This is a genomic window from Pontibacter beigongshangensis (genome assembly GCF_014332515.1).
Classification (GTDB): domain Bacteria; phylum Bacteroidota; class Bacteroidia; order Cytophagales; family Hymenobacteraceae; genus Pontibacter; species Pontibacter beigongshangensis.
In genome coordinates this window covers 93,960-115,251 of sequence record NZ_VFSD01000003.1, presented here as the reverse complement: position 1 = coordinate 115,251, position 21,292 = coordinate 93,960, and the positions used below count along the sequence as shown (strand labels likewise).

The following is a 21,292-nucleotide window of genomic DNA, read 5'->3' as shown; positions in this document are numbered from 1 at the left end:
CCGGAATCTTTACCTACTCAGGAAATTTTAAACCAGGTTCTGGTCGTTGGTGAATACCACTTCCGGGATCAGGAAGCCCACACCTCTCCACCAGTCAGAGAACATCTTCACCAGGCGGTCAACGCTCTCGATCTGCACCGTGTTGGCGTTCTGCGTCTTCTTGCCCAGGTGGATGGCGTTGCCTTTCGGCGTGCACCAGATCTTGTTCTCACCGGCCATGGAAGGCAGGCCGATGATGGAGATGTTGGAGAAGTCCACGTTTCCGTTCGAGCCTTTGTAGTCGGTGTCCTTACCGTACACAGCGCGGTAGCCTTTCTGGAAGCGGCGCTCCAGGGCAGGTGACATGGCCAGCTGCATCGGGATGTGCTGGTAGCGGTCGTTGATCCTGTCCACAAAAGACTCCACCTGGTCCACCCAAATTTTGTTGTCGGCATCAGGAGCTCCAGTAACGATCGGCGTGATGCGGCCAGCGGCCACCTGGTCGTTGATGGCTTTTTTCAGGCCGTTCATGGTCGTGCCGGCAGCGCCTGGCGTGCCGTTGGTCGGAGCCACGAAAATGCCTTTATAAACTTCATTCAGCTCATAATCCTCCTTGGCCTGCGGGATCAGCTGCGTCTCCACGTACCATTTGATGAATGGCCACTGCTTACGGTCGATGCCGTCGCCAGCCAAAAAGCCGAGCCAAGAAGCCTCCAGGTCATCTGGGTGCTGCTGGTCGTCGATCTTCATTTTGAACTGCTGGATGGCGATCGGAATGAGCGACAACGGATCAATAGGCGTCCAGGTCTTCTGGAAGGGCTGCAGCACGCGGCCCATGCGCACCTGGGAGGCCTGGTAAATGGTGTCATCCGTGATGATCGGCGTCAACACCGAGTCAGTCGTCGAAGGGGCGTTCAGCATCTTGACGATGCGGGACAGGTTCTGGCCACTGTTGAGGTAGTAGGCACCGAACTCGGCAATGATGTCTGCGATTAGCATATAAAGTAGAAAATAAATTAGTTGAACAGTGGGTTTCCGGCCAGCGCCTTGTTGTGCGGCAGCTCGTCGATGGCCTTCTGATTGGCATCCGGCTCAGCGTCTTTGTGGTCAGCGCCTTCCTTCTTCACAGAGGTAGGTTTCTCACCTGCCTGATTTCCGAAAGCCTCTGCCTCAGCACGAGCAGCATCACGCTCCTGCGTCAGGGTGGCGTTGGCATCCGTTAAAGTGGTCAATTGCGCCGTCAGCGTTTGCGCTGCAGCAGCTGATGCCTCATAGGCATCGTACTGGGCCTCTGTGATCAGCGCAACACCTGTAATCCCAGCAGCCTCCAACTCATCGTTGGCAGCTGTCAGCATCTCGGAGGTGATCTCATCGGCTTTCTTTCCGGCCAGGGCAGCCACGGCCTTGTATTTGTTTTTTCCGAACATTTGGTTTTGTGTATAAGAGTTGTCTGTTTCTTCATTTTCCTCCTGGGCACTGGCCAGCTCCAGGGCACGCCTCACGGCATAATCAAAGTCGCCCATCTCGTCGGCCAGGCCGTAGTCGATGTTCTTCTGGCCAAAGTAGACCTTGCCGGTAAGCACGTCCTCCTTCTTCAGGTCCAGCTTGTCGCCACGGAATTCCTGCACACTCTCCAGGAAGGCTTCATTCAGTGGATCCAGTTGCTCCGTCTGAAGCGGCTTGTAATTGCCCTTCAGCGCCTGGTAATGCGCCTCATTTTTGTCCTTGGATCTAGTGGCGCGAATGATGTGCTCTTTGATCCCATGCTTGGAGTAGTATTCAGAAAAGTCAGGCAGGGTGGCCATGGTGCCGATCGAGCCGATACTGGCTGTCTTACCGGAGGCCACAATCAGGTTGGCACCGCATGCGGCCCATACACCAGCGGAGCACATCATGTCGGCGTGCGCCACCAGTGGCTTGGAGGTGTTTTTGATGATGTTGTGGAAGGCCTCCGTTCCGGAGACAGTGCCACCCGGTGTGTTCATGCGGAGCACGATCGCCGAGATGTTCTCATGCGCATCGGCCGCCTTGATGCGGTTGCCCAAGGTTCTGGTACCAGGCGTACCGCAGTAGTCGCCGGTCATCATCGGGCCGTCCACGGTGATCACCGCCACAGAGCCTTCCGGAGCCTCGTCGTAGGAGCTGAAAGAGGAAAAAGCCGAAGCCCCTGCCACAGCGCCCATGGCGAAGGGAAGGGTTTCGGCTTTTTCTTTTGGCTCCTCTGCCGTCAGTTCAGTTGTCTCTCTCGAGAGGAGGGAGACAACGATGGGCATATAGGATTCGGCTGCGGCCGGATCGATCATCCAGGGCTCGCGGAGTATGGCGGAAAGTAGGTGGTTTACGTGCATCGATAGTCAAGACTTCGATGCAAAACTGAGAAATGGGGTGCTTGAAAAAAAAGACAGAAAATTTCAGCCCTTGGCAGTCGAGAACTCCTTTTCGAACTCCAGCTCCGGAGCAAACAGCAAGTCACAGGGCATGACCAGGTGCGGTTTCTCCTTGCCCAGGGCCAGGCCCACGTACTCCGAGCAGATCAGCCCGCTCCAGAGCCTGGTGCCGGACACGCCGTTCCAGGAGTTGCCCCGGAGCAGCCACTTCTTCCGGATGATGTGCAGCAGGATCTGCACCAGGTCCAGGAAGCCGTAGCCGCAGGCCACCACCGGCAGTTGCACCGGCACCTTAGGCTTCATTACCACCACCTCACGGCGGGTATGGGTAAGCCACTTTTCGTAAGGTGTCACCGCAAGTCCTTTGCCCACCATCTCGTAAACCTGCCCTTCATGCAGGATGGCGGCATGGTTAACGTGGGAGCAGGTGAAGACCCGGATCAGGAAGCTCAGCCAGGTGATCGGGTTCCAGGTCAGGTGGTTACTCACCAGCAGGACTCTCGTCTGCTGGCTCAGTTGGATGGATAACGGCTCCATTGTTGTCTCTTTGGAAGTGATAAGTATGGGTTGGGAAAGCGGCCGTGTCATATGCGCTGTCCGGTATCCTTTCCCCTGTCACGGAATTGTACAGCGGCTGCTCATCAAAGCCCAGGATGGCCCTGATCTCGCCGTTGCTCATGCTCTTGGCGATGCCTCCCCCGTAGATGGCCACAAAGCCGCGGGTGTCGTACTGGTTGGTGGTCATATCCAGACGGCTCGGCGGTATAGGAGTGTGCCTGCCGCTTTTCGTTATCCAAACCTCCTGCCATTGCGTTACGATAACTTTTAACTTGCCTTGGATCCATTGAATGCTCATGCTCGCTGGCTCATGCTGGCGGTAAAGGCCATCTTCATTAGGGTTTACCTCGCGGTGAAATAGCCAAAAATCCCCGGCCTCGTCTGTTCCCCGGTGTTCAATCCAATCTACGCCGCCCCGGCGGTATGGTGTTTGCTCAATCATTTGAATATGCTTATTTGAGGTTAACTGTTTTTACAAAAAGCTAATAACGTTATGGGCTGATGCTGAACTGTCGGCACTTACTTCTATGTAATTTCCTGGTGCTATCGTAAAAGAAACGTCAGCCCTTCCGGTAGAATCAAGTACAAGCAAGCCCGAAGTTATGGCGTTGTTTGACTGGTCGCGTACCGTGTAAGTAAAAGTTCTGCTGCCTAGAATGGCAATAGCGCGGGTAATCGTATAGCCGAATTCCACCAAGCGCCCTGCCACTGTCTTATAGGCTGGCAATAGTACGCTTGTTGCACCCCTGAACCAGACGCTAGACGTTGCCGGGTCTAGGTCGGCGGCGGTGTAGTTTATCATTGTAAGCGGTACGCCTAAGCTAGATTCATCTGTAACGCTGCCGGAAAAAAGGTAAATAGGCTGCATATCGTCGGGTATAATATCGTATTCCAGCCCTGTAATTTCGTCAGGCTCCAAAAAACGCCCCTTTACAATTCCGTACCTGGCTATCAGGCCGGGGTATACCTGGCCGTTTCTGTAACAAACATGCGTCGGAAGGGTCGAATCGAAATTAGCAGAAGGGAAATCGCCGTTAGTCGGATTCAGCGCCGCTTGTGTGCCGTCTACAAACAGGCGGTAATTACTTGCTAACCTGTTTCCAGCCTCGCCGCCGCCCTTCCTGCCGAAAACCATCGTATGCATTTCGCCGCTTGGCGCTCCTACTGGGCTATGCAGGCCGTACGTAACGCCGCCGAGCCTCACGTTAAAACTATGCGAAACGTTTCCGCTTGCTAAATCCCAAATGGTAGTACTTGTGTTACTGGTGAACCTGGCATTAACGAAAGCCGGATTCGTGCTGGCCGGGTTTATAATGGAAACACCCCGAAAAAATATTGTAAAATCATCGCTGCCAAAGTTCATAATCGGATTAGTCCCGAAATTTAAATAGCGTAAGCCCCCCGTAAATCGTAGCATATCCGGCAAAGTTGCTGAGCCTTGCGGCGTAGCATAAAGGAATTCATCCTTAAAATAGCTCATATTGTCTTATATTTTACAAGTAGCTCGCCTGTTCCCTGGCCTGCTGAAAGCGCAATTACAATATCTAAAGTATAATTGCTTTTGTCTGCTGCGCTAAGGTTTCGTATGTCGTGGTTTATGGTTCCTACAGCCGGATTATCAGCAGCACCCAAAACCGCCCTTTGCGTGTATAGCGTACTGCCTACTATTAGCTGATATTGAACAGAGGCTATATTATGAAGGGCTACGGCTGTAATGGCTATCGCCTCATCACAAATGATTTTGCGGCTTTTGGCTGTGTTGGTAAAGGCAATACGCCACCTGTGCGACCTCGCTAAATCACTTACAGCCTTTTGGCTCATAACGTCGGCGGTGCTTTCGCCCAAAGCCTGTTTTACTGCTGTTTTATCGAGCTTATTTTCTTCATTGGCTTTTACTTTGCCTGTCAGGAAGTCAAGCCACCCTTTAGTAGTTATAGTAGTGGCTGCTGTAGCCAGGCCCAAGTACTCCCATAAATTTGCAGTTAAAACAGCAGAGCCCGCCGCCTTTATTTTGGCCGTCAGGTTGTTGAGCCAACCGACGATGTACATGCCATTGTCTTTGCTAGGCAGGCCAAGGAAGGCGAAGTCGGTCGGGTAAACATAGGCGGGCTGCTTGTTGTACTCGAGCGATTTTATTCTCCCTTCTATCGAGCTTAAATCCACCACCGCTCCTTTGTTGGTCAGCAGGAATTCAGCCGCCCAGAGCTCAGTACTTAGCAGCGTGGGCCGGTCTGGGTTCTGGCCAGCGCTGCCAAACTTCATGACAAAGGTGCCGTCCTGCCTGGCGGCCACGATCAGGAACTGCTGATCTGTGCCGGAGGGCAGGTTTACCGTATAGCTCAAACCGCCTGCGTACTTAACCTCTGTGGTGTTCCAGATGGCGGTAGCGGTGGTGTTATTGTAGACCTCGGCCGTCGTCATGCCCTCCTGGTGCAATAGCAGGATATTGGGCTTAGCGCCGTCTTTCCAGTCCACTCCGGCCGGGCTCTCCGGCACGACCACTGACGTAGTGTTGCCAAACGAAACCTTCAGCCAGCTATCGGCGCTGGAAAGGTTCGCCCGGTCATTTAGAAAGTAAAAACCTTTTTTATCCGGATCCGGGTCATCGCATAGAACAAACCAAACACCAGGTAATTTATCATCCTCCGTAAAAGAGGTTAAAAGCTTGTCGTACGTGGAAACGTAGTGGCGAACGTCAAAAGTAGATGCTACTTTTGGGTTAGCATTGGTGCTTAACTGAATGTCGCCTAGTAACTCTGCCATTAGAATTTAAGTCTTATTTTCTGTTCACCTCTTGCCACACCATTATAGGTGAAGCGCTTCAGCCCGAATTCCACACTATTGAGTGTGCGGGTATTGTTGCTGACAGTGAAGTCCGATTTCTTGCCGGTGATGTCATATTGGTTCGTGAAGGCGTTGAAGTACTCCACGTCCACCAGTGGTCTGGCATCAAGCCAGGCATCCGGGATCTCGAAGAACTGCTTGTTGCCGCCGCTCTCTGCCACCAGCGTGATGAGCACATTATTGCCAGAAAGCATCGACACAAGCGCCTGCTTGGTTCCGACCGTAATACTGGAGGTGCTGGCGTAGATCGGGAAAACGCCCTCATACCGAACTGTTGCAGCCTCGATGGTGCCTGCCGGAAGGGGCAGATCGAAGTCAGCCCTAGTGGAGTCCACTGGTTGAATACCCGCCAGGTGCTCCACGTAGCCGGTGAAATTATTGTAGCCTTGCACCACGATGCGGTTGCTGAAGGTGTAGGCATAGCTGGCTATATCCAGCGCAGGGCTGCTGCTGCCGGTCCCGTTGTAAAACACATCCCGGATAAAGAACTTGGAGGCTCTTCCGGCCCTGGCACCCTGGCTGATACCTGTGTTCCAGACATCTGACCACATCGATCCCATGATACTACCCTTGCTGAAGCCCAGCGTGACAGTCGTGTTCACGCTGGCCCCGATCTCCTGCAGCGCCCCGTTGTTCTGGGTGATGGATACGGAGGGGGCATTGAGGGTCGGGTAAAGCACGCGGTTGAGCATGTTCTTTACCACCGTGGCAATTTTATGGGTGGCGAGAATTTGGTTTCCAGGCACATAGGTGCCCTGGCTCTCAGTGACCGGGAAGTCAACGCCCATCGTAATGACTGTGTCGGCCAGATCCTCGGCGAACTCGCGGAAGTCATCCTCCCCGATCTCGAACGCATCGTTGTCGGCGAAGCGGCCGGTGAGGGAGACCCACTTGTCTTTCCAAGCCTGAAGTGATAATAAGCCCATAACTAAATAATTTGATAGGTGAGTTTAAATCCGGAGCGGATCACCAGTGTCTTGCCTGAGGGGATCAGTGCGATCAGGTTGCCGTGCGTGTCCTTCAGCTGCACCGGCTCCCCGTTGCCTCCCGGCTGTGGCTGGTTACTGGTGCCTTCCTCGCTCACCTCGAAGGTGCCGGTGTAGAAGAGAGCCGGGTTGCGGCTCTTGCCATTGAAGGAGAACCTGTAGCCTTTCCTGTCGCCCGGCGTGGTGCCGGAGCTGTAGCGGTAATCGAACACCAGGTAGTGTTCCCGGTCACCGGCCAGCTTATGGTAGCCGTCGAAGTCGAGGTAGAGCAGCACGAGCTTGCGGCCCTTGAGCGCCAGAAGCGCCGTGGCCAGTTCCGGCGTGTCTCCCGCCACAAAGCCCGAGAGCTCATGGGTATAGGAGGTGCCATGCTTATCGTCGTCGTCGGGCTGGTTGAACTCGGGAGTGAAGCGGGTGGCCTCGAAAAAATAGAACAGAGCCGTTAACTCATCGGTGACGGAGACGCCGTCTGACTGGAGCAGCCGGGGGAGGTTTTCGGCCGCCGTGAAATAGAACCGGCGGATGCCCGCCGTGCCGCCCGCCACGCTGGATATATTTCTCATTTAAGCGGCTGCGGCGGAGGCAGAATTAAGAGTGACAACTACGGCGGAAATTTTTGGGCTTTTCCCCTTTTTTTTCTGTTTGTACCACTTGTTGCCGTTTTTCTTCCGCTCCGAGCGGTAATAGTGCTGCTTGAGGGTTTGCGGGTTGATATCGCCGTCGTCAAAATAATACTTGCCCATGAAGCCGTCGATCATCTTGTCGAGCGTTAGCTTCACCTCACATAACTGCAGGGTCCTCACGTACAGCAGGAACTCCTCCTTGATGTTGGCGTCCACGAAGTCGTTGAAATCGAAGATGGTGCGGGAGGTGATGTGGCAGCAGCCCCTTTCTTTGAAGAGGTCCAGGCTCATCTTTACCTCCAGGGACTGCGTGCATTTCTTATGAAAATCGTCAAAGCTCTTATCCTCCAGCTGGTTACGCAGCATGTGGATGAGCATCTTGCCTTCGTTGTGTTTTCTACTAAGCTTGAATTCTCCGTCGTGCTTGCAGTTGATGAACTTGAGCACGCGCGGCAACACAGGGATTTGTACAGTTATGATCATGCAGGTTGGTGTCCCATTTTGGAACTGTACTAATTTACAATAATTGCACAGCCAAAAAAATGACAACTACGGCGGAATAAGTCTATTTTTCACCCAATAAGTTCCCTGCAAAAATTGTGTCAGACTGGGATAATAAATCCCTCGTCGATCAGGTCCTGGATAAATTCCTCCGCCGAGCTGGTCCTGATCACGGATCCGCGCTGCACCATGCAGCGTATAGCGGTCTCATCCATAAACTCTTGCAGGCTGTCGGTCTCCTCGAAGCTCTCCTCACGCATAGTTTCCGCCAGCTCCTGGAAGGAGGCGGCCTTTGCCTGGCCACCCCCTAAAAATTTATATGTCTTCATGTGTTATGCAGCCAGGGCTGCTATTCTGTTTCTGTAAAAGTTTACGATCTCCGGCTGGTTGAAGGCTGCCGCAGACTCCAGCGTTTTCTGCGAAGAAACGTTATTTTTTGAGTACTCCACCAGGTTGCTCAGGAAAGTTATCCAGCTAGTCACTTTGTCGGCCTCGATGGTGCCGCTGTGCTGGCGGAACTCCACCGTGCCGTGGCGGAAGAAGCTCTCGGCGTTGAGCTTGTAGTAGCGGTCGCGCCTGGTTACTTTCTGCGCTATCTGCTCCACCGTGCTGCAGCTGTCGATGGCGGCGTAGGCTTCGCTCTCGGTGCTGAACCTGTTGGTCATGCTCCTGCAGTAGATATTATGGTTATTCCTGCGGCTTACCGGCATGAAGCTGTCGATCAGCCCCTCGTAGTTGATGTAGTTTTTATAGAGGTTCTTCCATTGGGTAAGGCTGAAGTTTCTGGCCCCGAAATGCACGTGCATGCCGCAGCTTTTGTTGATCAGGGCGTTGCAGCGCTTGAGGGCCGCGCAGGCTTTCTTTACCTGCTCCAGGCCCGCCTCGCCCTCCAGTACCGGGCTTACCAGCTCAAAGCCGTTAGCTCCTGTTATGGAGGCATCGGTTACGATTTTCCAGTGGCCCCTGGTGATGTGGTTATATCCTTCGATGGCAACCTCGATGCCCTGGCGCTCCAGCTCTGCCTTCAGGCGGTGCATGTCTACGCCGTAGGCCTCGAACTCTACACCGAAGGTTCTGGTGAAAAGACCTGGCGTGAATACCGAGGCTTGGGTGGCCAGGCCCCGGCGTTGCATGGCGGCGTATACGTTCTGAACAAAGCCGTATCCTACCCCCATCATCTCGGCTACCTGCTTCCTGGTGAAGCCCAGCTGCAGGAGCTGCTGCATTTTGTAAGTCTTGGTCGTGCCGTTCAGGTTTAGTATCTCTTGTGCTGTCATGGTCGTTTAGCGTTGTATTGTTACATCTAAGGACGACCATTAAACACTCACTATCAAGCTGTTAAAGCACTCTTTTTCAAGTGTTTTGAAAGTTCTTCAATTGCACCAATGGCTTCTCGGGAGGGTCAAGTTTTTACTGAATTTAGAAAAAGAACACGATGGCCAATCCCTCCAGAAATGAATCTGCAGGGCGAGTTAGAGCCTATCGGTAGGAAATTAGAAAAGGCTAACTTCTTCCGCTCCAGACTTTATAAGCTCCAGAGCGTGACGGTTAGTGGTTACCACAAATTTGCCTCCCTGCTTTACGATTGCCAGGCTGCTCGGCTTATGGGCGTTATAGATAAAGTTTCTGGCTGATTCGATGTTGCTGTAGCGGAAGGTTGTCATAGTCGTTTTAGCTTTGTTTTGTTAAGTCTAAGAACGACCAATTACCTATCACTATCAAGTTACAAATAGGCTCTTTCCTACATACTTGAAAACTTCTTCAGTACCACCAATGGCTTCTCAAAAGAGTCAAGTTTCCGGCAGAAGGGAAGGGAAATAAAACGGTGGTTTATTGGACTATTAACGGCTTTAGCTAAGGCACGCCCTGGTGTGGCTTAAGTCTTGATATGTGAAGCTTTTTTTGTTATTCCTTTACTTGTTTGAGTGCCAGATTAAGACATTATATAAAAGTACCAATCGAAGTTGGGAAAGAATATCTCTAAAACACCGATTGCTATTAGAATCATTGTAAATAGAATCATGAAGCCAATTGTTGCGTTGAGATTTTTATCTTCTTTTAAAACTTGTTCAAAGCGTCTTGATTTGTCACTCACAGCATATCTAATAAAAGCTCCTGGATAGCTGAAGAATTTAACAAAGAACACTATCAGCAGTAACTTGATAACAATCCACATTTTTAAGACTTCTTAGATACTTTGATAATTTAATGAACAGATAAGCGGAACTGGATTACCAAATTAAAAATATCGTCAATAAAACGAACGTTTTCTTGACCTTCAGGTAACGGTTTTGCTAAAGCACGCCTTGGTGTGATTTAGCTTGGGTTAGCAGCAGATTTTCTTTCCTTAATTTTATTGAGCGTGAACTCTATGCTGCTTCTCAAACCGTGGTCTCTTGTAATTTTGTATTCACGTTCGAGAATAGGTACTGATTCATATGTTCCCACGGATTTAAGTGGAGTACAAATCATTTTTTTTGTATGGCTATCTTTTGTCTCTCTGAAAAGCTCAAGCAGTAAAGGCTCAACTTCGGGATTATGTGTTTCTTGAAGAGCAAGGATTGCTTGGGTCTTTATTTTATAACTTCTTGACTTGGTAAGTAATTGAATGGGTTTGATGTTTAGTACGGCATCCTTTTTCATTTCCTTTACTCCCATTAGAATCAACAGCTTACTTTCCTTATCCTTTTCCGACTGTAGCTTTTCCATCAAAAAGCTAAAAAGCTCGTTGTCTTCTCTGTTCTTAGCTAAATGAGCAAGTGCAAAGTAGACATGACTTCTTATGGGTGAATCGGCATATGTTTCGAGGAGAGCAAGTAGTTCTGCCTTATCCGCATCACTCTCTAACTTTTCAGCTCTGCGGTAAGCATACCATGAAACATCATCAGTACCGCTAATCACTTCCCTTCTTTGTTTTTCAAGTAGCGGAGAGTATATGTCTTCAGAAGCCATAGACTCAATTAAGAACTCCATGCCGTTAGAACTTAATTCCTGCTCTAACTTTAGACGAGCTTCTTGCAGCTTCTTTTCTTTACTCTTGAAGAAATCAATCATACTTATAATTTCCTGCTAACTACTTGCTAAACGGAGTATTCGGTTTATCTGTCCTATGTACTAACCAAAACATACGCTTTATTGTCGATTTTGACAGATAACCGTAACTGGATTAACGAATACACTATATATCGTTTTGCCAATGCATAAAACCCTCGTTTTCTGGGCGTGAAAAAGCCACTCGAAAATGTACTGCCTCAGCAGTATTTATATGGCTAATAAGCCGTCAATAAATTAAGGTAAAATTTGTATCTTTAGCTAACGAGTTTATAGACTTTTTACTGATGCTGATAGGATACTCCAGAGTCTCGACCGCTGATCAGAATTCGGACCTTCAAAATGACGCCCTGAAAGCCGCAGGTTGTGAACGGATCTTCTCCGATAAAATAAGTGGTACCAAAGCTGATCGCCCTGGTCTGGCCAAAGCAAAAGATATGCTTCGTAAGGGAGACACCTTGGTGATCTGGAGGCTTGACCGCCTGGGCCGCTCTCTCAAGGACCTGATCGACTGGATGAATTACCTGGAGCAAGAGGGAATAGCCCTAAAGAGTTTGCAGGAAAGTATTGATACAACGACCTCAACTGGAAAGTTGGTGTTTCATATCTTCGGAGCCATGGCGGAGTTTGAGCGTAACCTTAACCAGGAACGCACGCACGCTGGACTTACTGCAGCAAGAGCCAGAGGCCGAGTTGGAGGAAGACCTGAAAAGCTTGATAAGAAAAAGCAGGAGACAGCTATCAAGCTTTATCATGGTAAGCAGCATTCTTTAAAAGAAATTTGCGAGCTGCTGGGTATTTCAAAACAGACACTCTATAATTATGTGAGAGAAAAAGAAAAAGCGGTGTAGACCTATACCGCTTTTTCTGCTCCCAGTATCCCTTCAATTTCTTCATTGCTCCATGAGCCTAATGAGTCCCAGGCGTCTAATTTTATATTAATCTTAAGCTTATAAGAATAAAAGGGCTATGGAATACCAAGACCTCTACACAGGCTTTTTTCTACATATCTACCCCTCGTATCAGGAGATGAAGGCGGACCTGCCGAACCGGCACACGGTGGTGTTTTGCAAGACACCTGGTAGCCTCATGGAAATTCAGGCTCGGGCCTGGGCTAAAATGGACCGGAATAAAAAGTTTATTGACTACCGCTTTTCTATTGAAGAATATGAACTGGACATGAAGAATCCGTTTCGTAACCCGAGGCAGGGAACATTGAATGCAACTAAAAGTCTGGCCTCAGCGGCAGCTGTACTGATCAAAGCAACAGGCAAGGAGTGTAAATTCCTTGTGATTTGTAAAGGTTAATGATACCCTTAACTACCGCAACTAACACAGCCTTCTTCCATGGTACATACAGGAGCCTCGGCTTCTGCTTTTATTTTACTTGTTGCTGGCTCAGTGGCCAGTGTTTCATTACAGGTCAAGCATTCCAGTTCAACCTCTTTACCGAACTGGTTAACTGCCAGGCGGTGCCCTATGTGTTTGTTTAGATTCATGGTCTTAATTATTCATTGGTATTAATATTAAAATCATATATTAGGTCGAACAACCAATTCTCAATATTGATGGATAATTCATTCCACATCTACACTCAAATTAACTCGGAAATTCCTAACCTGTATCACTATAGTTCTCAAGCAGGTCTATTAGGGATTACAAATCATAAAAAACTTTGGTTTACAAACATTCACTACATGAATGATACAACTGAATATATCCATGCTCTAAAGGTGATTAAAGAAACCATATTTAAGCTTTATGATTTTGAATTAAAACCAAATTTGTTAGACGTTTTTCCTAGCGATAAATTAGTAGAACCAATATTTTCATTCTCTCTATCTGAGAACAAAGACTTATTAAGTCAGTGGCGAGGTTACTGCCCAGATGGGGGGTATTCTATTTCTTTTTTTGATGAAGAGAGTCTTGGACAAATTAATAGAATGATGGAAATGCATAACCTTTACATTGGGAAATGTATATATTATGACAACCTGACTGATTCTAAAGAAATAGAGAATTTTATAAAAAAGATGATAATTGAAATTTCTCCCGAGGAATACAAAATGAAGAAGGCATCATTAGATGGTAATCATGAAGAATATACCCGAGGCATCTATTATAAAGCTATAAACAATACTTTTAAATATGCTCCTTTAATAAAACATTCGGCTTTCAGCGAAGAATGTGAATGGAGAATTATTGCAGGTTATGCTGAGTCAAGAGTGATACTTAAAGCACCCACAAACTTAAAAATTACTCCAACTGGGGATGGTTTCACTGCTACTTGGAATCTTGCTGATGAATATATACCATTTGAACAGCAAGATTTAAAATTCAGACAGGGCAAAAGCTTTTTAATACCATACATAGAAATTCCTCTGTCGGAAGACGATGAACAGGTTAACTTAACCGAAATAGTAGTTGGCCCAACACCGCATATGGAGCTTGCTATAAAATCTTGTGAGTTACTTTTATCAAAGAACAATAATGTGAAGATATCAGCATCGATCTTACCATATCGAAATTGGTAAATTATAAATCATTAGTTTTTTTACTTTTCTTCGAAATAGGCCTCCTTTATTTGGTGATCAGTGTAGTCGGGGTTCTTGTCTAGCAGATAAGTTACTTTGCGCATGTTTATGCCTAGGCCTTTTAACAAATCGGAGTTGAGCCATTTGCCATTCTCAGAATATTTGATGTTGTCTAACTTTTTCTGTGCGGCGCTTATTTTGCTGTTGTTTTCCTCTATCTGTTTTCTCAAGATGCGTAGCAGCACCAGTTCATCTTCCCTGCCAGTTGCCTTTATGAGTTGGACGTGCAATTGATCCAAGTTGTAGTTGGCATGCACACGGCGCTTGCCGTAGATGCAATAGGCAATATATATGACTGCCTGAAAGGTTTTGTGATTCATATTCTTTAAGTTTTATCTATAAACTTCCCTATGCTTCGGGTGCCTGAACGGCACTTTTAGCCAGTCAAAAAACTCTCTTTCAGATTCCCAGGCTGGAGGCAACTCCTGGCCAGTCTCTCGGTTGTTCCACTTCCAGCCGTTGCCATCGTGGGTGCAGTACTCCTCCCGCCGTAGGCCATGCTCGGTGCCGCACCAGCCCAGCTTGCGCCAGCCCAAGGCTATGATCTGTGCCGAGTAGGTAGCTGATCCGGTACGTATGGCATATTGGCGGTAATAGTCATGTGCCTGGGGGATGAACAAGTCAAGTTTGATTCCTGAGGGCAGCATGATCTGCATATAGCGACCATCTGCCGGATTCCCTTTCAGAACTTCGCCCAGGTTTTTAGCTTCATGCACAAACCTGGAGCAGCGCTGGGTTGTGGTATCGAACAAGGTGGGTACTATTTCACGGTTTGGCGTGCAGCACAGCTCTATGTCTTTTACATACTCTTGCTCGCGACGCACAGATCCTACAATGCCTATTTTGCTACAGAATGGCGAGAGATGCTCCATAAGTTTGAGAGCCTGTGCTCGGGCAACGGAAAGGAGTATCTGCGCCTCCTGCACGGCTGGAGGGTAACTTAAATGCCAATTTTTCATGTTTGGGGGGTAAGGTTAGATTTCTACTTTCTGGTCGTAGTTGCGGACCTTGCGGTCGATGGTGCTCAGGATATTGTATAGCTCCACAGGGAATTCATTGATCAGCTGGTGAATGCTCAGGAGCTCCTGAGCCGTGAGGGTAAGCTTGATCTTCTTGCCTGACTTCGCCCTCATAGCTCGCCTGGCAAGCTTTAGGCCAGCCTGCCGCAAGCAGGGGAAGGCAATGGCCTCGAACAGCTCCAGTTTATTTCTGGCATCTACCGGCCTGGATACAACCAGCCAAATTGCTCTGGCCAAGTCTTTTGCCTCGGGTGCCGAAATCTCGATCTGTTGGCTTTCGAGCAGGTGGCTCATGTCCAGGAACCGTCTTTGTAGCGCGTCACCTCCTGATCGGTGGTGTTGTCGTAGATGATGGCGGTCTGCACATTGTCGTGCCAACCTTCCACCATCTTCTTTAACCGGCTCATCCCCAGCGTTCTGTTCGGGATGTTCTGTTTCCTGGTTTTATCCCTGGAGAAGAATTTCCGGGAGTTGCCATCGATGAAATAGACAACGGCTTTGCTTAGTGCCTGGGCTGCGAAATTCTCGCCAGCAGCGGTTCTGTTGGTCATACTCGTGTTACTCATGGGGTCTAAGAATTAGGTATTTGTGTTGAAAATTGAGCATAGAACTTGTCCAGGGCCGCTTTGCCGAAGCGCTTGAGCCTGGTCTCCTGGTAGCGGAACATCTCCAGAGGCGTTTTTCGCTGGAGCTCGTCCCGCAGCTTGCCTTGCTTGTGCAGCCTGATCTCCTTCTCGGCCCTGCGTAGGGCATCGTTCACCTTTTGCTGGCGCTTCCAGACCTGTTGCCTGGTATACCAGTCGTGAGTGCCTTCAAAACCTCGGGTGTTTTGGTGGTCAAAGTAGCCGGTGCCTGGCTTAAACTCCGCGTATGGCAGGGGCGGGTGCTTGTCGGGGTGGTTCTCGTAATAATTGGCCGCAAGCTTCAGCCTTTCAATGGCTTGGAGGTGGTATTGCTCCCATTCTGCAGCAGACAATTGTGCTTTAAAGCCTCGGTAAACGCCGAAGTAAATCGCGTTTTTGGCCATGCGCTGGCAGTACTCATTGAATTCGGCAGTAGGGTAAAGCAGTTTCCAGGCGATCGTCCAGAAGTTCTCGACATAAGTCAGAAAAACGGCCTTTTGAGCGTCTTTCTCGGCCCGCGCCGCGCTCCCAGCCTCCGTAGCCTGTTTTTTTGCTGCCAGGGGCCTGACAGCAGCTTCTACAGGGATTTCAGCAGGTTGTTGCGGCCCTGTGTCGCTGGTAATAGTGTGGCCCGTTTTGCCATCGCCGGCAGGCATGGCACCCTGTTGCTCTGCAACTCCGCATTTATCCACATGCGTTATTTCTTTTTCTTTAGTCTCTGGTGTTTCTAGTTGTTTAATATGCGGAAGATTCTTGTTTTGGAGGCGCGCAGGGGCGGCGCAGGGGGCATTTTTTGAAATTTCGGTTTGCCCTGCCCAGAGTATTTCCGGGTTTATCCACAGCTCATAATTGGCACGTGACCCCCTGAAATTGTACTGCGAAATAAAGCCGATGCCTGGCTTGCGGAGCACGTTCAGGTGTGCTCTTACGGTGCGATCTGAGGTCTGGAACAAGCGGCTCAACTCTACGCTGTTGGTCGACAAGCTAGGAGCCTCGTTCTTTACCAGGTTCAGCTTACGCGCCTGGTTAAAAGCCTCTATGTAACGCAGGATCAGCTTCTCACCGGTCTCTATCACGCTCTTGGAGATGAGTCCCCTCCGGATGTATACAGTCTTTAAGGTTCCGTTTGGTAGTTTTCTAACAACCGGTTGCGGAGGTAAGCTTCTGTTGTACTTGTCAGCTAATTTCCACCACGCAGACAAGGCGGTGGCCTGATTTATATTTTTACCGTAATCAATCATAAAACAATGGTTTTAGGTTGCGGAGGCGGCAGGTTGTAGCCAGGCCGCCTCCTTGGTTGCAGACCCTGTATCTTTAGTTAGTAATAATATACCCTGTGTTAAGTTGCCTGGAGAACTCACGCAACTCTTTCTCCAGGTAGGTATTGTCCGTCTGCACGGTTTTGATTTCTTTGTCATAAGAAACCCATCCGTTGCTCCAGATGGCCTCGTCCATCTTTTTGCCCTCCAGCTCCTCCAGGCGCTGCTGCAGGTTGTCGAGCTGCTCGTTCTTTTTTGTCAGAAAGTCCAGGTGCTTGTTCATACCCCTCCTCCCCTATCAATGTCCCGAAGCCCCAGGATACAAAAGTTCTCCTCCAGGCCCGGCCAGTTCTCCAGCACATAGGTCACCTTTTTCATGAAGCGGCGGTCTGTGTAGCATTTCATTTTGGGACAATATTCCTCAAACTGGACCACATCGCCTGGCTTATAGTTTCGGTCGTTAAGTCGCAGATCAAAGGGCTTTACTCCAGACTTGACCGGCTCATAGAACTCAGGCCATATTTTAAGGAAAAGGTATCTGGTGAGCTTGCTTGAAATGGTAAGGTTCATGCCGCTTCAGTTTTAAGGTAAGACGGCTTTAATTCAGTAAGCTTTGTTATTTCGGAACAGAGGTGCTGCTTGTCATTTTCTATGGCAGCAACGGCATCGTCATAGACAAACTGGTCTATGTCACGATGTTTTAGCTGAACCTCTAACCGGCGTAGCTCCAGATCAAGGATGTACAACGTGTCCTTGAAAATGCGGAGTTTGCTTTCGAATAGTTTAACTGTGGTGGGGTATGGTAAATTAGGCATAAATAGTAAGGTTTACTGTTATACAATTTACTCTTGGCCTACTTTGCCAAATGCGAGGAGCTTGTTAAGCGGAATGCGGTACTGCCCTGGAGCGAACTCAAAGTAATCCAGGTACACGACTCTGCCCAAGTGGTTCTTTTTGCCTTCTTTAATCCAGGTTGTAATTGTCTTTCGGCTGTATCCTATTATTTCGGTTGCTTCATCTATGGTGAGAAGACGATCTGAAGCCTGCACCGCAATGTTTTTCAGGCTCTTGATCTCGGCAAGCAACTGGTTGGTAACAGCAGACAAGTGCTCCACCGTAACTATTTCATTTGCAGTCATTCCCATAACTATGGCTCCTTTCTTAATTGGCTTTTAAATTTTTCCTAAATGGTTTGTACTATATATAAATTCCGGCATGTTTTTAGCCTATATTATTGCATAGAAGGTGTACCCCCATGCTCATCGGCATTTCTAGTTGCCAGTAGCTGCTTTCTGCTTTCAATAAGCTTTTCTGCAGCCACCAATACTATCCTGCCCTTCGGCGTGTCAGCATTGCGATACCCCTGAAAATATTTGTCGATGGTGTTTTTCTTGACCCCGGTCATTTCCTGCAGAAGACCGTAGTCTCCCAGTCGCAAATCTTTTTTAAGTTCTTCTACTTTTTTCATATTTTGTGCCTGAGCTATAGTACAATTATACGATATGCGTCACAAATGTTCAAACATATTCGCATATATGTTTTACATAAATGCGAATATGTACCATAACCAACTGACAATCAGTGAGAAAAAATTTTATGATTTTAGGTGATAAGATACGTGAAGCGATAGAGAAGTCTCCTTTTTCGCCTGAACAAATTGCTGGACAAGCAGATATGAGTGTTGCCAATCTTTACAGAATTTATAAAAAGGATTCAACTGAAAGTAAATATTTAGTGCACATCTGCAATATGCTTGGTGTGGATATGAACTACTTCTTCAAAGATCAACTCACGGCTAGTTATGCTAACACAGGCCAGAGCAATTTCGCCAATCAGGTGGGAAATAATAAACAGCAGATTAGAGTAGGCGGGGTAGATGACTGCCTGCAGAAGCTTGAGGCTTTACAAAAACAGTATGCGTTGCTGGAGAAGACTGTAGCGGATAAGGATATGATAATTGAGTTGCTTCGGGGGCAAAAGTAGAGTGGATGAAAAGTTATTAGCCGCAATACTTGGTGGTGCCATTGCCATTGCTGGCGGTTCCTTGATCGAGCTTCTAAAATCTTACGGTAATAGAAAGCATGTAAAGTTTGCTGCTTTTTATTCTGAACAGGCTAAGGTATTAATTTATTTATACTCAAGATTAAGTAAAGCAAACAGGGAGCTTGAATTACTTCATAAGCTTTGGTTAAATGTCAACTTTTTAGAAAATGGTAAATTAGGTGACTTTGTTCAGGCTGCAAATATTCTACAACTCAAAGGTAAATTTCAGAACAATGCAAGCGAAAAAATCTCTGATATTATCAGACTTCAAACTGAGATAAAAAGCTATTTTGAGGATAATGCTATCTACTTTGATGAGAGTTTTTCCAAATCTGTATACTCTGTTGTTGATGTATTAGAAGAAGTACGAATAACTTATCGTGGATTTGTAAATACAGGTTCAACTTACAAAGAAGAATCTGTTCTTCACCTTGATGTTGCTATTAGTAATGCATCCAAGTTAATGAGCCGAACACTTAAAACCATAAGAAAGAAAATGCGTGAGGTTTTGAGTAATTAAGATTCGCTATTTTAAAGTTTGATAGTGGCGAATCAGACTATAAACATTGAGCTGCTGAGGGGGCAGAAATAGGCAGGTGCTGGAAGGACAAAATCATTAGAATAATTCATATCTATGATAGGTATAAGGGGTTTTATTTAACCTTTACATCCCTATACCATGAAGTATGAGAACATCAACATTCACCTACATGCAAGCCAGGTGGAGGAAAACGTGCAGACAGTCACTATTAATTGCAGCCAGTGTAAGAGCCAGCTCCTGGAACTCACGCACAAGCTAGACCGCCTAAGCTTAATCCAACAAGAGACCAAACATACGCTGGAGGTTATTGAAAAGAAGTTAACTCAAAGCCCACAAAATTCTTGGATATGGAAGTAAACCGCTACCTACGAAAAGACAGGCTTACAAAGAATGGCTATGCTCCTATCCGCCTAAAAGTTACTTTTGGGAAGCAACTTTACATTTCTACCGGCGAGCGCTGCCATCCTGATCACTGGGATGAAGAAGCTCAGAAGATGAAAGGCAAAGCCCCCTACTCTCACCGCATAAATTCTAAGCTGAATAGGTGGGAACAAATTCTGCATGATATATTCCAGGAATTTGAAAGGCGCGAAGAACTTTTAACTCCGGCAAAATTGAAAGCTGAATTTGAGAACCGAACCAAGGTTGAGCCGGAGCCAGAAGAGGTGAATAATGCCCCTGATCAGGAACCTGAAGAAAAAAACAGGAGCCATTTCTTTAAATTATTTTATGCCTGGAATGATCATCTGAAAGATAAGATTCAGGATCTATCAGGAAAGAAAACCTCTCCTGGCACCATAAAAGGTAACTTCTCCACCATTACCCGTTTCGAGAAGTTTGAGGAGCACCTCGGAAAGCCTATTACATTCGAAAGTATAGATAAAGCCTTTTACCAGTCATTCCAGAAGTATATGCTGGAGAAGCTAAAGCAAAAGCCAAATAACTTCGGGAAGCATGTAAAGAAACTCAAGAGCTTTCTGAAGTGGTGTGAAGAGGAACTGGAGGAGGATCTTAATATTAACAGAAAGTACCGTAGCTATAAAGTCACCTCCGTTTATGTCGGTGTAGATTCCCTATCAACCAGGGAAGTGCAGGCCATTTATAAAATAGACTTTGGTTCGGAGCAGGTTCGGGATTATATTTTCAAAAACTTCCCGAAAGCGCACCAACTCGATTCGCCAAAGGTAGCAGCCTATGCCCGAGAGTTAGAGATAGTGCGCGATATCTTCCTGATGATGTGCTACACAGGCCTCCGAGTATCAGACATGATGAAGCTAAAGCCTGGAGACATTAAAGGGGACTTAATTGTGATAGAAGCTACCAAAACGCTTAACAAATGCTACATCCCCCTTTATGACGACTCTGTATTCAGACCTAACGAGATTTTAGAGCGTTACCTGGGACTTCAGGAAACCTGCCTGCCTCAGGTGCCGGACCCGGTGATAAACCGCCATTTGAAGCACATACAAAAGTTGGCCAGCATCAGCCGGATGAATCTTACCACCAAAATAGGTCGGAAAACTTTTGTAACTTTAAAAATATACCAAGGAGTGGAGACTAGGCTGATTATGCAAGCCACCGGCCATAAAACGGAGTCTGCATTTAATGCTTATGTAGGAACTGATACAGACGAACTGGTGCTGGCTTTCAGGAGGCAATCGGCCAAGATTGGGCACAAGACAGGGCTTTAAATGGGCACCAAACTGGGCACCATTTTACTTACTACAGGCTCCAGTAGGTACACTCTGAAAAATTAAAAAAGTACCTTTAAAGGCTTTAAAGGCACTTTTGTTGTGTACCAGTTACCATACATTAGCAATTAAATAATCCAAACGGGATCACTTGAAAATGAAGCACTTATAAGGTAAAACTTGTAAGTGCTTTTTTTATGTGCATCCAAATGGCATACAGTCTCTCCGATCAGCCCATGAATTCAGGCAAGCTCCATTACCCCTTCATTTTTTTAAATGAGATATATCCATTCAATCCTCTGCGCTCCACGTATGCTTAAGGAGCATCCTTGAATAAAAATGCTCTTTGCGCAAATTATAGGGCTCCTCTGCTGCTCCATGAATGCTTTGCCAGAGCCTTATATAAAAAAATTTGCCGGTAACAGCGTTATGTAGATGCGATTATAGTCGTCTACAGGCCTGCAGTAATTTATGCCAGCGCACAGAGTTGCTTTAACCCGATAAAAGAGAAAACAGGAACCGCAACTAAAAATAATATAGCGCAGCCGGAGCGACAGATAAAACCGGCATTGATTAACCACATTAATAAATAC

30 protein-coding genes are annotated in these 21,292 nt (G+C 47.5%); 6 read left to right on the top strand and 24 right to left on the bottom strand.

Annotated elements, in window-relative coordinates; genetic code table 11:
• Nucleotides 1–27 precede the first annotated feature (27 nt).
• The 13 genes from FJM74_RS04135 to FJM74_RS04075 all read right to left on the bottom strand — a co-directional run bounded on the left by FJM74_RS04135 (nucleotide 28) and on the right by FJM74_RS04075 (nucleotide 10,932).
• Nucleotides 28–978 (bottom strand): hypothetical protein, encoded by a 951-nt coding sequence (locus FJM74_RS04135; protein ID WP_187261306.1) that lies wholly within the window; start codon nucleotides 976–978, stop codon nucleotides 28–30.
• A gap of 17 nt (nucleotides 979–995) precedes the next feature.
• Nucleotides 996–2,327 carry a S49 family peptidase gene (locus tag FJM74_RS04130; protein ID WP_187261305.1) on the bottom strand — a complete coding sequence of 444 codons (1,332 nt, stop codon included), beginning with the start codon at nucleotides 2,325–2,327 and terminating at the stop codon, nucleotides 996–998.
• 63 nt (nucleotides 2,328–2,390) lie between these two features.
• Nucleotides 2,391–2,903 (bottom strand): hypothetical protein, encoded by a 513-nt coding sequence (locus tag FJM74_RS04125; protein WP_187261304.1) that lies wholly within the window; start codon nucleotides 2,901–2,903, stop codon nucleotides 2,391–2,393.
• On the bottom strand, nucleotides 2,848–3,366 hold the full coding sequence (locus FJM74_RS04120) for a hypothetical protein (protein WP_187261303.1): 519 nt from the start codon (nucleotides 3,364–3,366) through the stop codon (nucleotides 2,848–2,850). The genes FJM74_RS04125 and FJM74_RS04120 overlap by 56 nt, the downstream gene beginning before the upstream one ends.
• Nucleotides 3,367–3,396: 30 nt before the next feature.
• Complete coding sequence (locus FJM74_RS04115) at nucleotides 3,397–4,404, bottom strand: hypothetical protein (protein WP_187261302.1); 1,008 nt, start codon at nucleotides 4,402–4,404, stop codon at nucleotides 3,397–3,399.
• Complete coding sequence (locus FJM74_RS04110) at nucleotides 4,401–5,687, bottom strand: hypothetical protein (RefSeq protein WP_187261301.1); 1,287 nt, start codon at nucleotides 5,685–5,687, stop codon at nucleotides 4,401–4,403. The genes FJM74_RS04115 and FJM74_RS04110 overlap by 4 nt, the downstream gene beginning before the upstream one ends.
• Nucleotides 5,687–6,694, bottom strand: a complete 1,008-nt coding sequence (locus FJM74_RS04105; RefSeq protein ID WP_187261300.1) for a hypothetical protein — start codon at nucleotides 6,692–6,694, stop codon at nucleotides 5,687–5,689. Before FJM74_RS04105 ends, FJM74_RS04110 begins: the two co-directional genes overlap by 1 nt.
• Nucleotides 6,695–6,696: 2 nt before the next feature.
• Nucleotides 6,697–7,317: a hypothetical protein gene (locus FJM74_RS04100; protein WP_187261299.1), complete on the bottom strand. Its 621-nt coding sequence runs from the start codon at nucleotides 7,315–7,317 to the stop codon at nucleotides 6,697–6,699.
• Nucleotides 7,318–7,860: a hypothetical protein gene (locus FJM74_RS04095; protein WP_187261298.1), complete on the bottom strand. Its 543-nt coding sequence runs from the start codon at nucleotides 7,858–7,860 to the stop codon at nucleotides 7,318–7,320.
• Between the two features lie 119 nt (nucleotides 7,861–7,979).
• Complete coding sequence (locus tag FJM74_RS04090) at nucleotides 7,980–8,207, bottom strand: hypothetical protein (protein WP_187261297.1); 228 nt, start codon at nucleotides 8,205–8,207, stop codon at nucleotides 7,980–7,982.
• Between the two features lie 3 nt (nucleotides 8,208–8,210).
• Nucleotides 8,211–9,155, bottom strand: a complete 945-nt coding sequence (locus tag FJM74_RS04085; protein WP_187261296.1) for an amidoligase family protein — start codon at nucleotides 9,153–9,155, stop codon at nucleotides 8,211–8,213.
• Between the two features lie 216 nt (nucleotides 9,156–9,371).
• A complete protein-coding gene (locus tag FJM74_RS04080) occupies nucleotides 9,372–9,542 on the bottom strand; it encodes a hypothetical protein (protein ID WP_187261295.1) in 171 nt (56 codons plus the stop codon).
• A 652-nt stretch (nucleotides 9,543–10,194) separates the two neighbouring features.
• Entirely contained in the window at nucleotides 10,195–10,932 is a 738-nt protein-coding gene (locus tag FJM74_RS04075) for a HEAT repeat domain-containing protein (protein WP_187261294.1), read from the bottom strand.
• Between the two features lie 284 nt (nucleotides 10,933–11,216).
• Between FJM74_RS04075 and FJM74_RS04070 the strand changes: the two genes are divergently transcribed.
• Complete coding sequence (locus tag FJM74_RS04070; RefSeq protein WP_187261293.1) at nucleotides 11,217–11,780, top strand: recombinase family protein; 564 nt, start codon at nucleotides 11,217–11,219, stop codon at nucleotides 11,778–11,780.
• Between the two features lie 118 nt (nucleotides 11,781–11,898).
• Complete coding sequence (locus FJM74_RS04065) at nucleotides 11,899–12,237, top strand: hypothetical protein (RefSeq protein WP_187261292.1); 339 nt, start codon at nucleotides 11,899–11,901, stop codon at nucleotides 12,235–12,237.
• An 8-nt stretch (nucleotides 12,238–12,245) separates the two neighbouring features.
• Here FJM74_RS04065 and FJM74_RS04060 read toward each other — a convergent pair whose 3' ends face one another.
• Nucleotides 12,246–12,428 carry a hypothetical protein gene (locus FJM74_RS04060; protein WP_187261291.1) on the bottom strand — a complete coding sequence of 61 codons (183 nt, stop codon included), beginning with the start codon at nucleotides 12,426–12,428 and terminating at the stop codon, nucleotides 12,246–12,248.
• Nucleotides 12,429–12,626: 198 nt separating this feature from the next.
• On the opposite strand from FJM74_RS04060, the gene FJM74_RS04055 reads away from it, so the two are divergent.
• Nucleotides 12,627–13,463: a DUF2971 domain-containing protein gene (locus FJM74_RS04055; protein WP_187261290.1), complete on the top strand. Its 837-nt coding sequence runs from the start codon at nucleotides 12,627–12,629 to the stop codon at nucleotides 13,461–13,463.
• Between the two features lie 20 nt (nucleotides 13,464–13,483).
• On the opposite strand, the gene FJM74_RS04050 is transcribed toward FJM74_RS04055, so the two are convergent.
• The 10 genes from FJM74_RS04050 to FJM74_RS04005 all read right to left on the bottom strand — a co-directional run bounded on the left by FJM74_RS04050 (nucleotide 13,484) and on the right by FJM74_RS04005 (nucleotide 17,892).
• A complete protein-coding gene (locus FJM74_RS04050) occupies nucleotides 13,484–13,843 on the bottom strand; it encodes a hypothetical protein (protein ID WP_187261289.1) in 360 nt (119 codons plus the stop codon).
• Nucleotides 13,844–13,855: 12 nt separating this feature from the next.
• On the bottom strand, nucleotides 13,856–14,482 hold the full coding sequence (locus FJM74_RS04045; protein WP_187261288.1) for a nucleotidyltransferase family protein: 627 nt from the start codon (nucleotides 14,480–14,482) through the stop codon (nucleotides 13,856–13,858).
• A gap of 15 nt (nucleotides 14,483–14,497) precedes the next feature.
• Entirely contained in the window at nucleotides 14,498–14,836 is a 339-nt protein-coding gene (locus FJM74_RS04040; protein WP_187261287.1) for a hypothetical protein, read from the bottom strand.
• A complete protein-coding gene (locus FJM74_RS04035; protein ID WP_187261286.1) occupies nucleotides 14,833–15,108 on the bottom strand; it encodes a hypothetical protein in 276 nt (91 codons plus the stop codon). The genes FJM74_RS04040 and FJM74_RS04035 overlap by 4 nt, the downstream gene beginning before the upstream one ends.
• 5 nt (nucleotides 15,109–15,113) lie before the next feature.
• Nucleotides 15,114–16,406, bottom strand: coding sequence for a hypothetical protein (locus tag FJM74_RS04030; protein ID WP_187261285.1), 1,293 nt, complete (start codon nucleotides 16,404–16,406; stop codon nucleotides 15,114–15,116).
• Between the two features lie 73 nt (nucleotides 16,407–16,479).
• Nucleotides 16,480–16,707 (bottom strand): hypothetical protein, encoded by a 228-nt coding sequence (locus tag FJM74_RS04025; RefSeq protein ID WP_187261284.1) that lies wholly within the window; start codon nucleotides 16,705–16,707, stop codon nucleotides 16,480–16,482.
• Entirely contained in the window at nucleotides 16,704–16,994 is a 291-nt protein-coding gene (locus FJM74_RS04020) for a DUF3850 domain-containing protein (RefSeq protein ID WP_187261283.1), read from the bottom strand. Before FJM74_RS04020 ends, FJM74_RS04025 begins: the two co-directional genes overlap by 4 nt.
• Nucleotides 16,991–17,239, bottom strand: coding sequence for a hypothetical protein (locus FJM74_RS04015; RefSeq protein ID WP_187261282.1), 249 nt, complete (start codon nucleotides 17,237–17,239; stop codon nucleotides 16,991–16,993). Before FJM74_RS04015 ends, FJM74_RS04020 begins: the two co-directional genes overlap by 4 nt.
• A gap of 27 nt (nucleotides 17,240–17,266) precedes the next feature.
• A complete protein-coding gene (locus FJM74_RS04010; protein WP_187261281.1) occupies nucleotides 17,267–17,569 on the bottom strand; it encodes a MerR family transcriptional regulator in 303 nt (100 codons plus the stop codon).
• Nucleotides 17,570–17,655: 86 nt separating this feature from the next.
• A complete protein-coding gene (locus FJM74_RS04005) occupies nucleotides 17,656–17,892 on the bottom strand; it encodes a hypothetical protein (RefSeq protein ID WP_187261280.1) in 237 nt (78 codons plus the stop codon).
• Nucleotides 17,893–18,005: 113 nt separating this feature from the next.
• On the opposite strand from FJM74_RS04005, the gene FJM74_RS04000 reads away from it, so the two are divergent.
• The 3 genes from FJM74_RS04000 to FJM74_RS03990 all read left to right on the top strand — a co-directional run bounded on the left by FJM74_RS04000 (nucleotide 18,006) and on the right by FJM74_RS03990 (nucleotide 20,699).
• Nucleotides 18,006–18,407 (top strand): helix-turn-helix domain-containing protein, encoded by a 402-nt coding sequence (locus tag FJM74_RS04000; protein WP_187261279.1) that lies wholly within the window; start codon nucleotides 18,006–18,008, stop codon nucleotides 18,405–18,407.
• A 1-nt stretch (nucleotide 18,408) separates the two neighbouring features.
• Nucleotides 18,409–18,987, top strand: a complete 579-nt coding sequence (locus FJM74_RS03995; RefSeq protein ID WP_187261278.1) for a hypothetical protein — start codon at nucleotides 18,409–18,411, stop codon at nucleotides 18,985–18,987.
• A gap of 368 nt (nucleotides 18,988–19,355) precedes the next feature.
• Nucleotides 19,356–20,699 (top strand): tyrosine-type recombinase/integrase, encoded by a 1,344-nt coding sequence (locus FJM74_RS03990; RefSeq protein WP_187261277.1) that lies wholly within the window; start codon nucleotides 19,356–19,358, stop codon nucleotides 20,697–20,699.
• The last annotated feature ends 593 nt before the right edge of the window (nucleotides 20,700–21,292 follow it).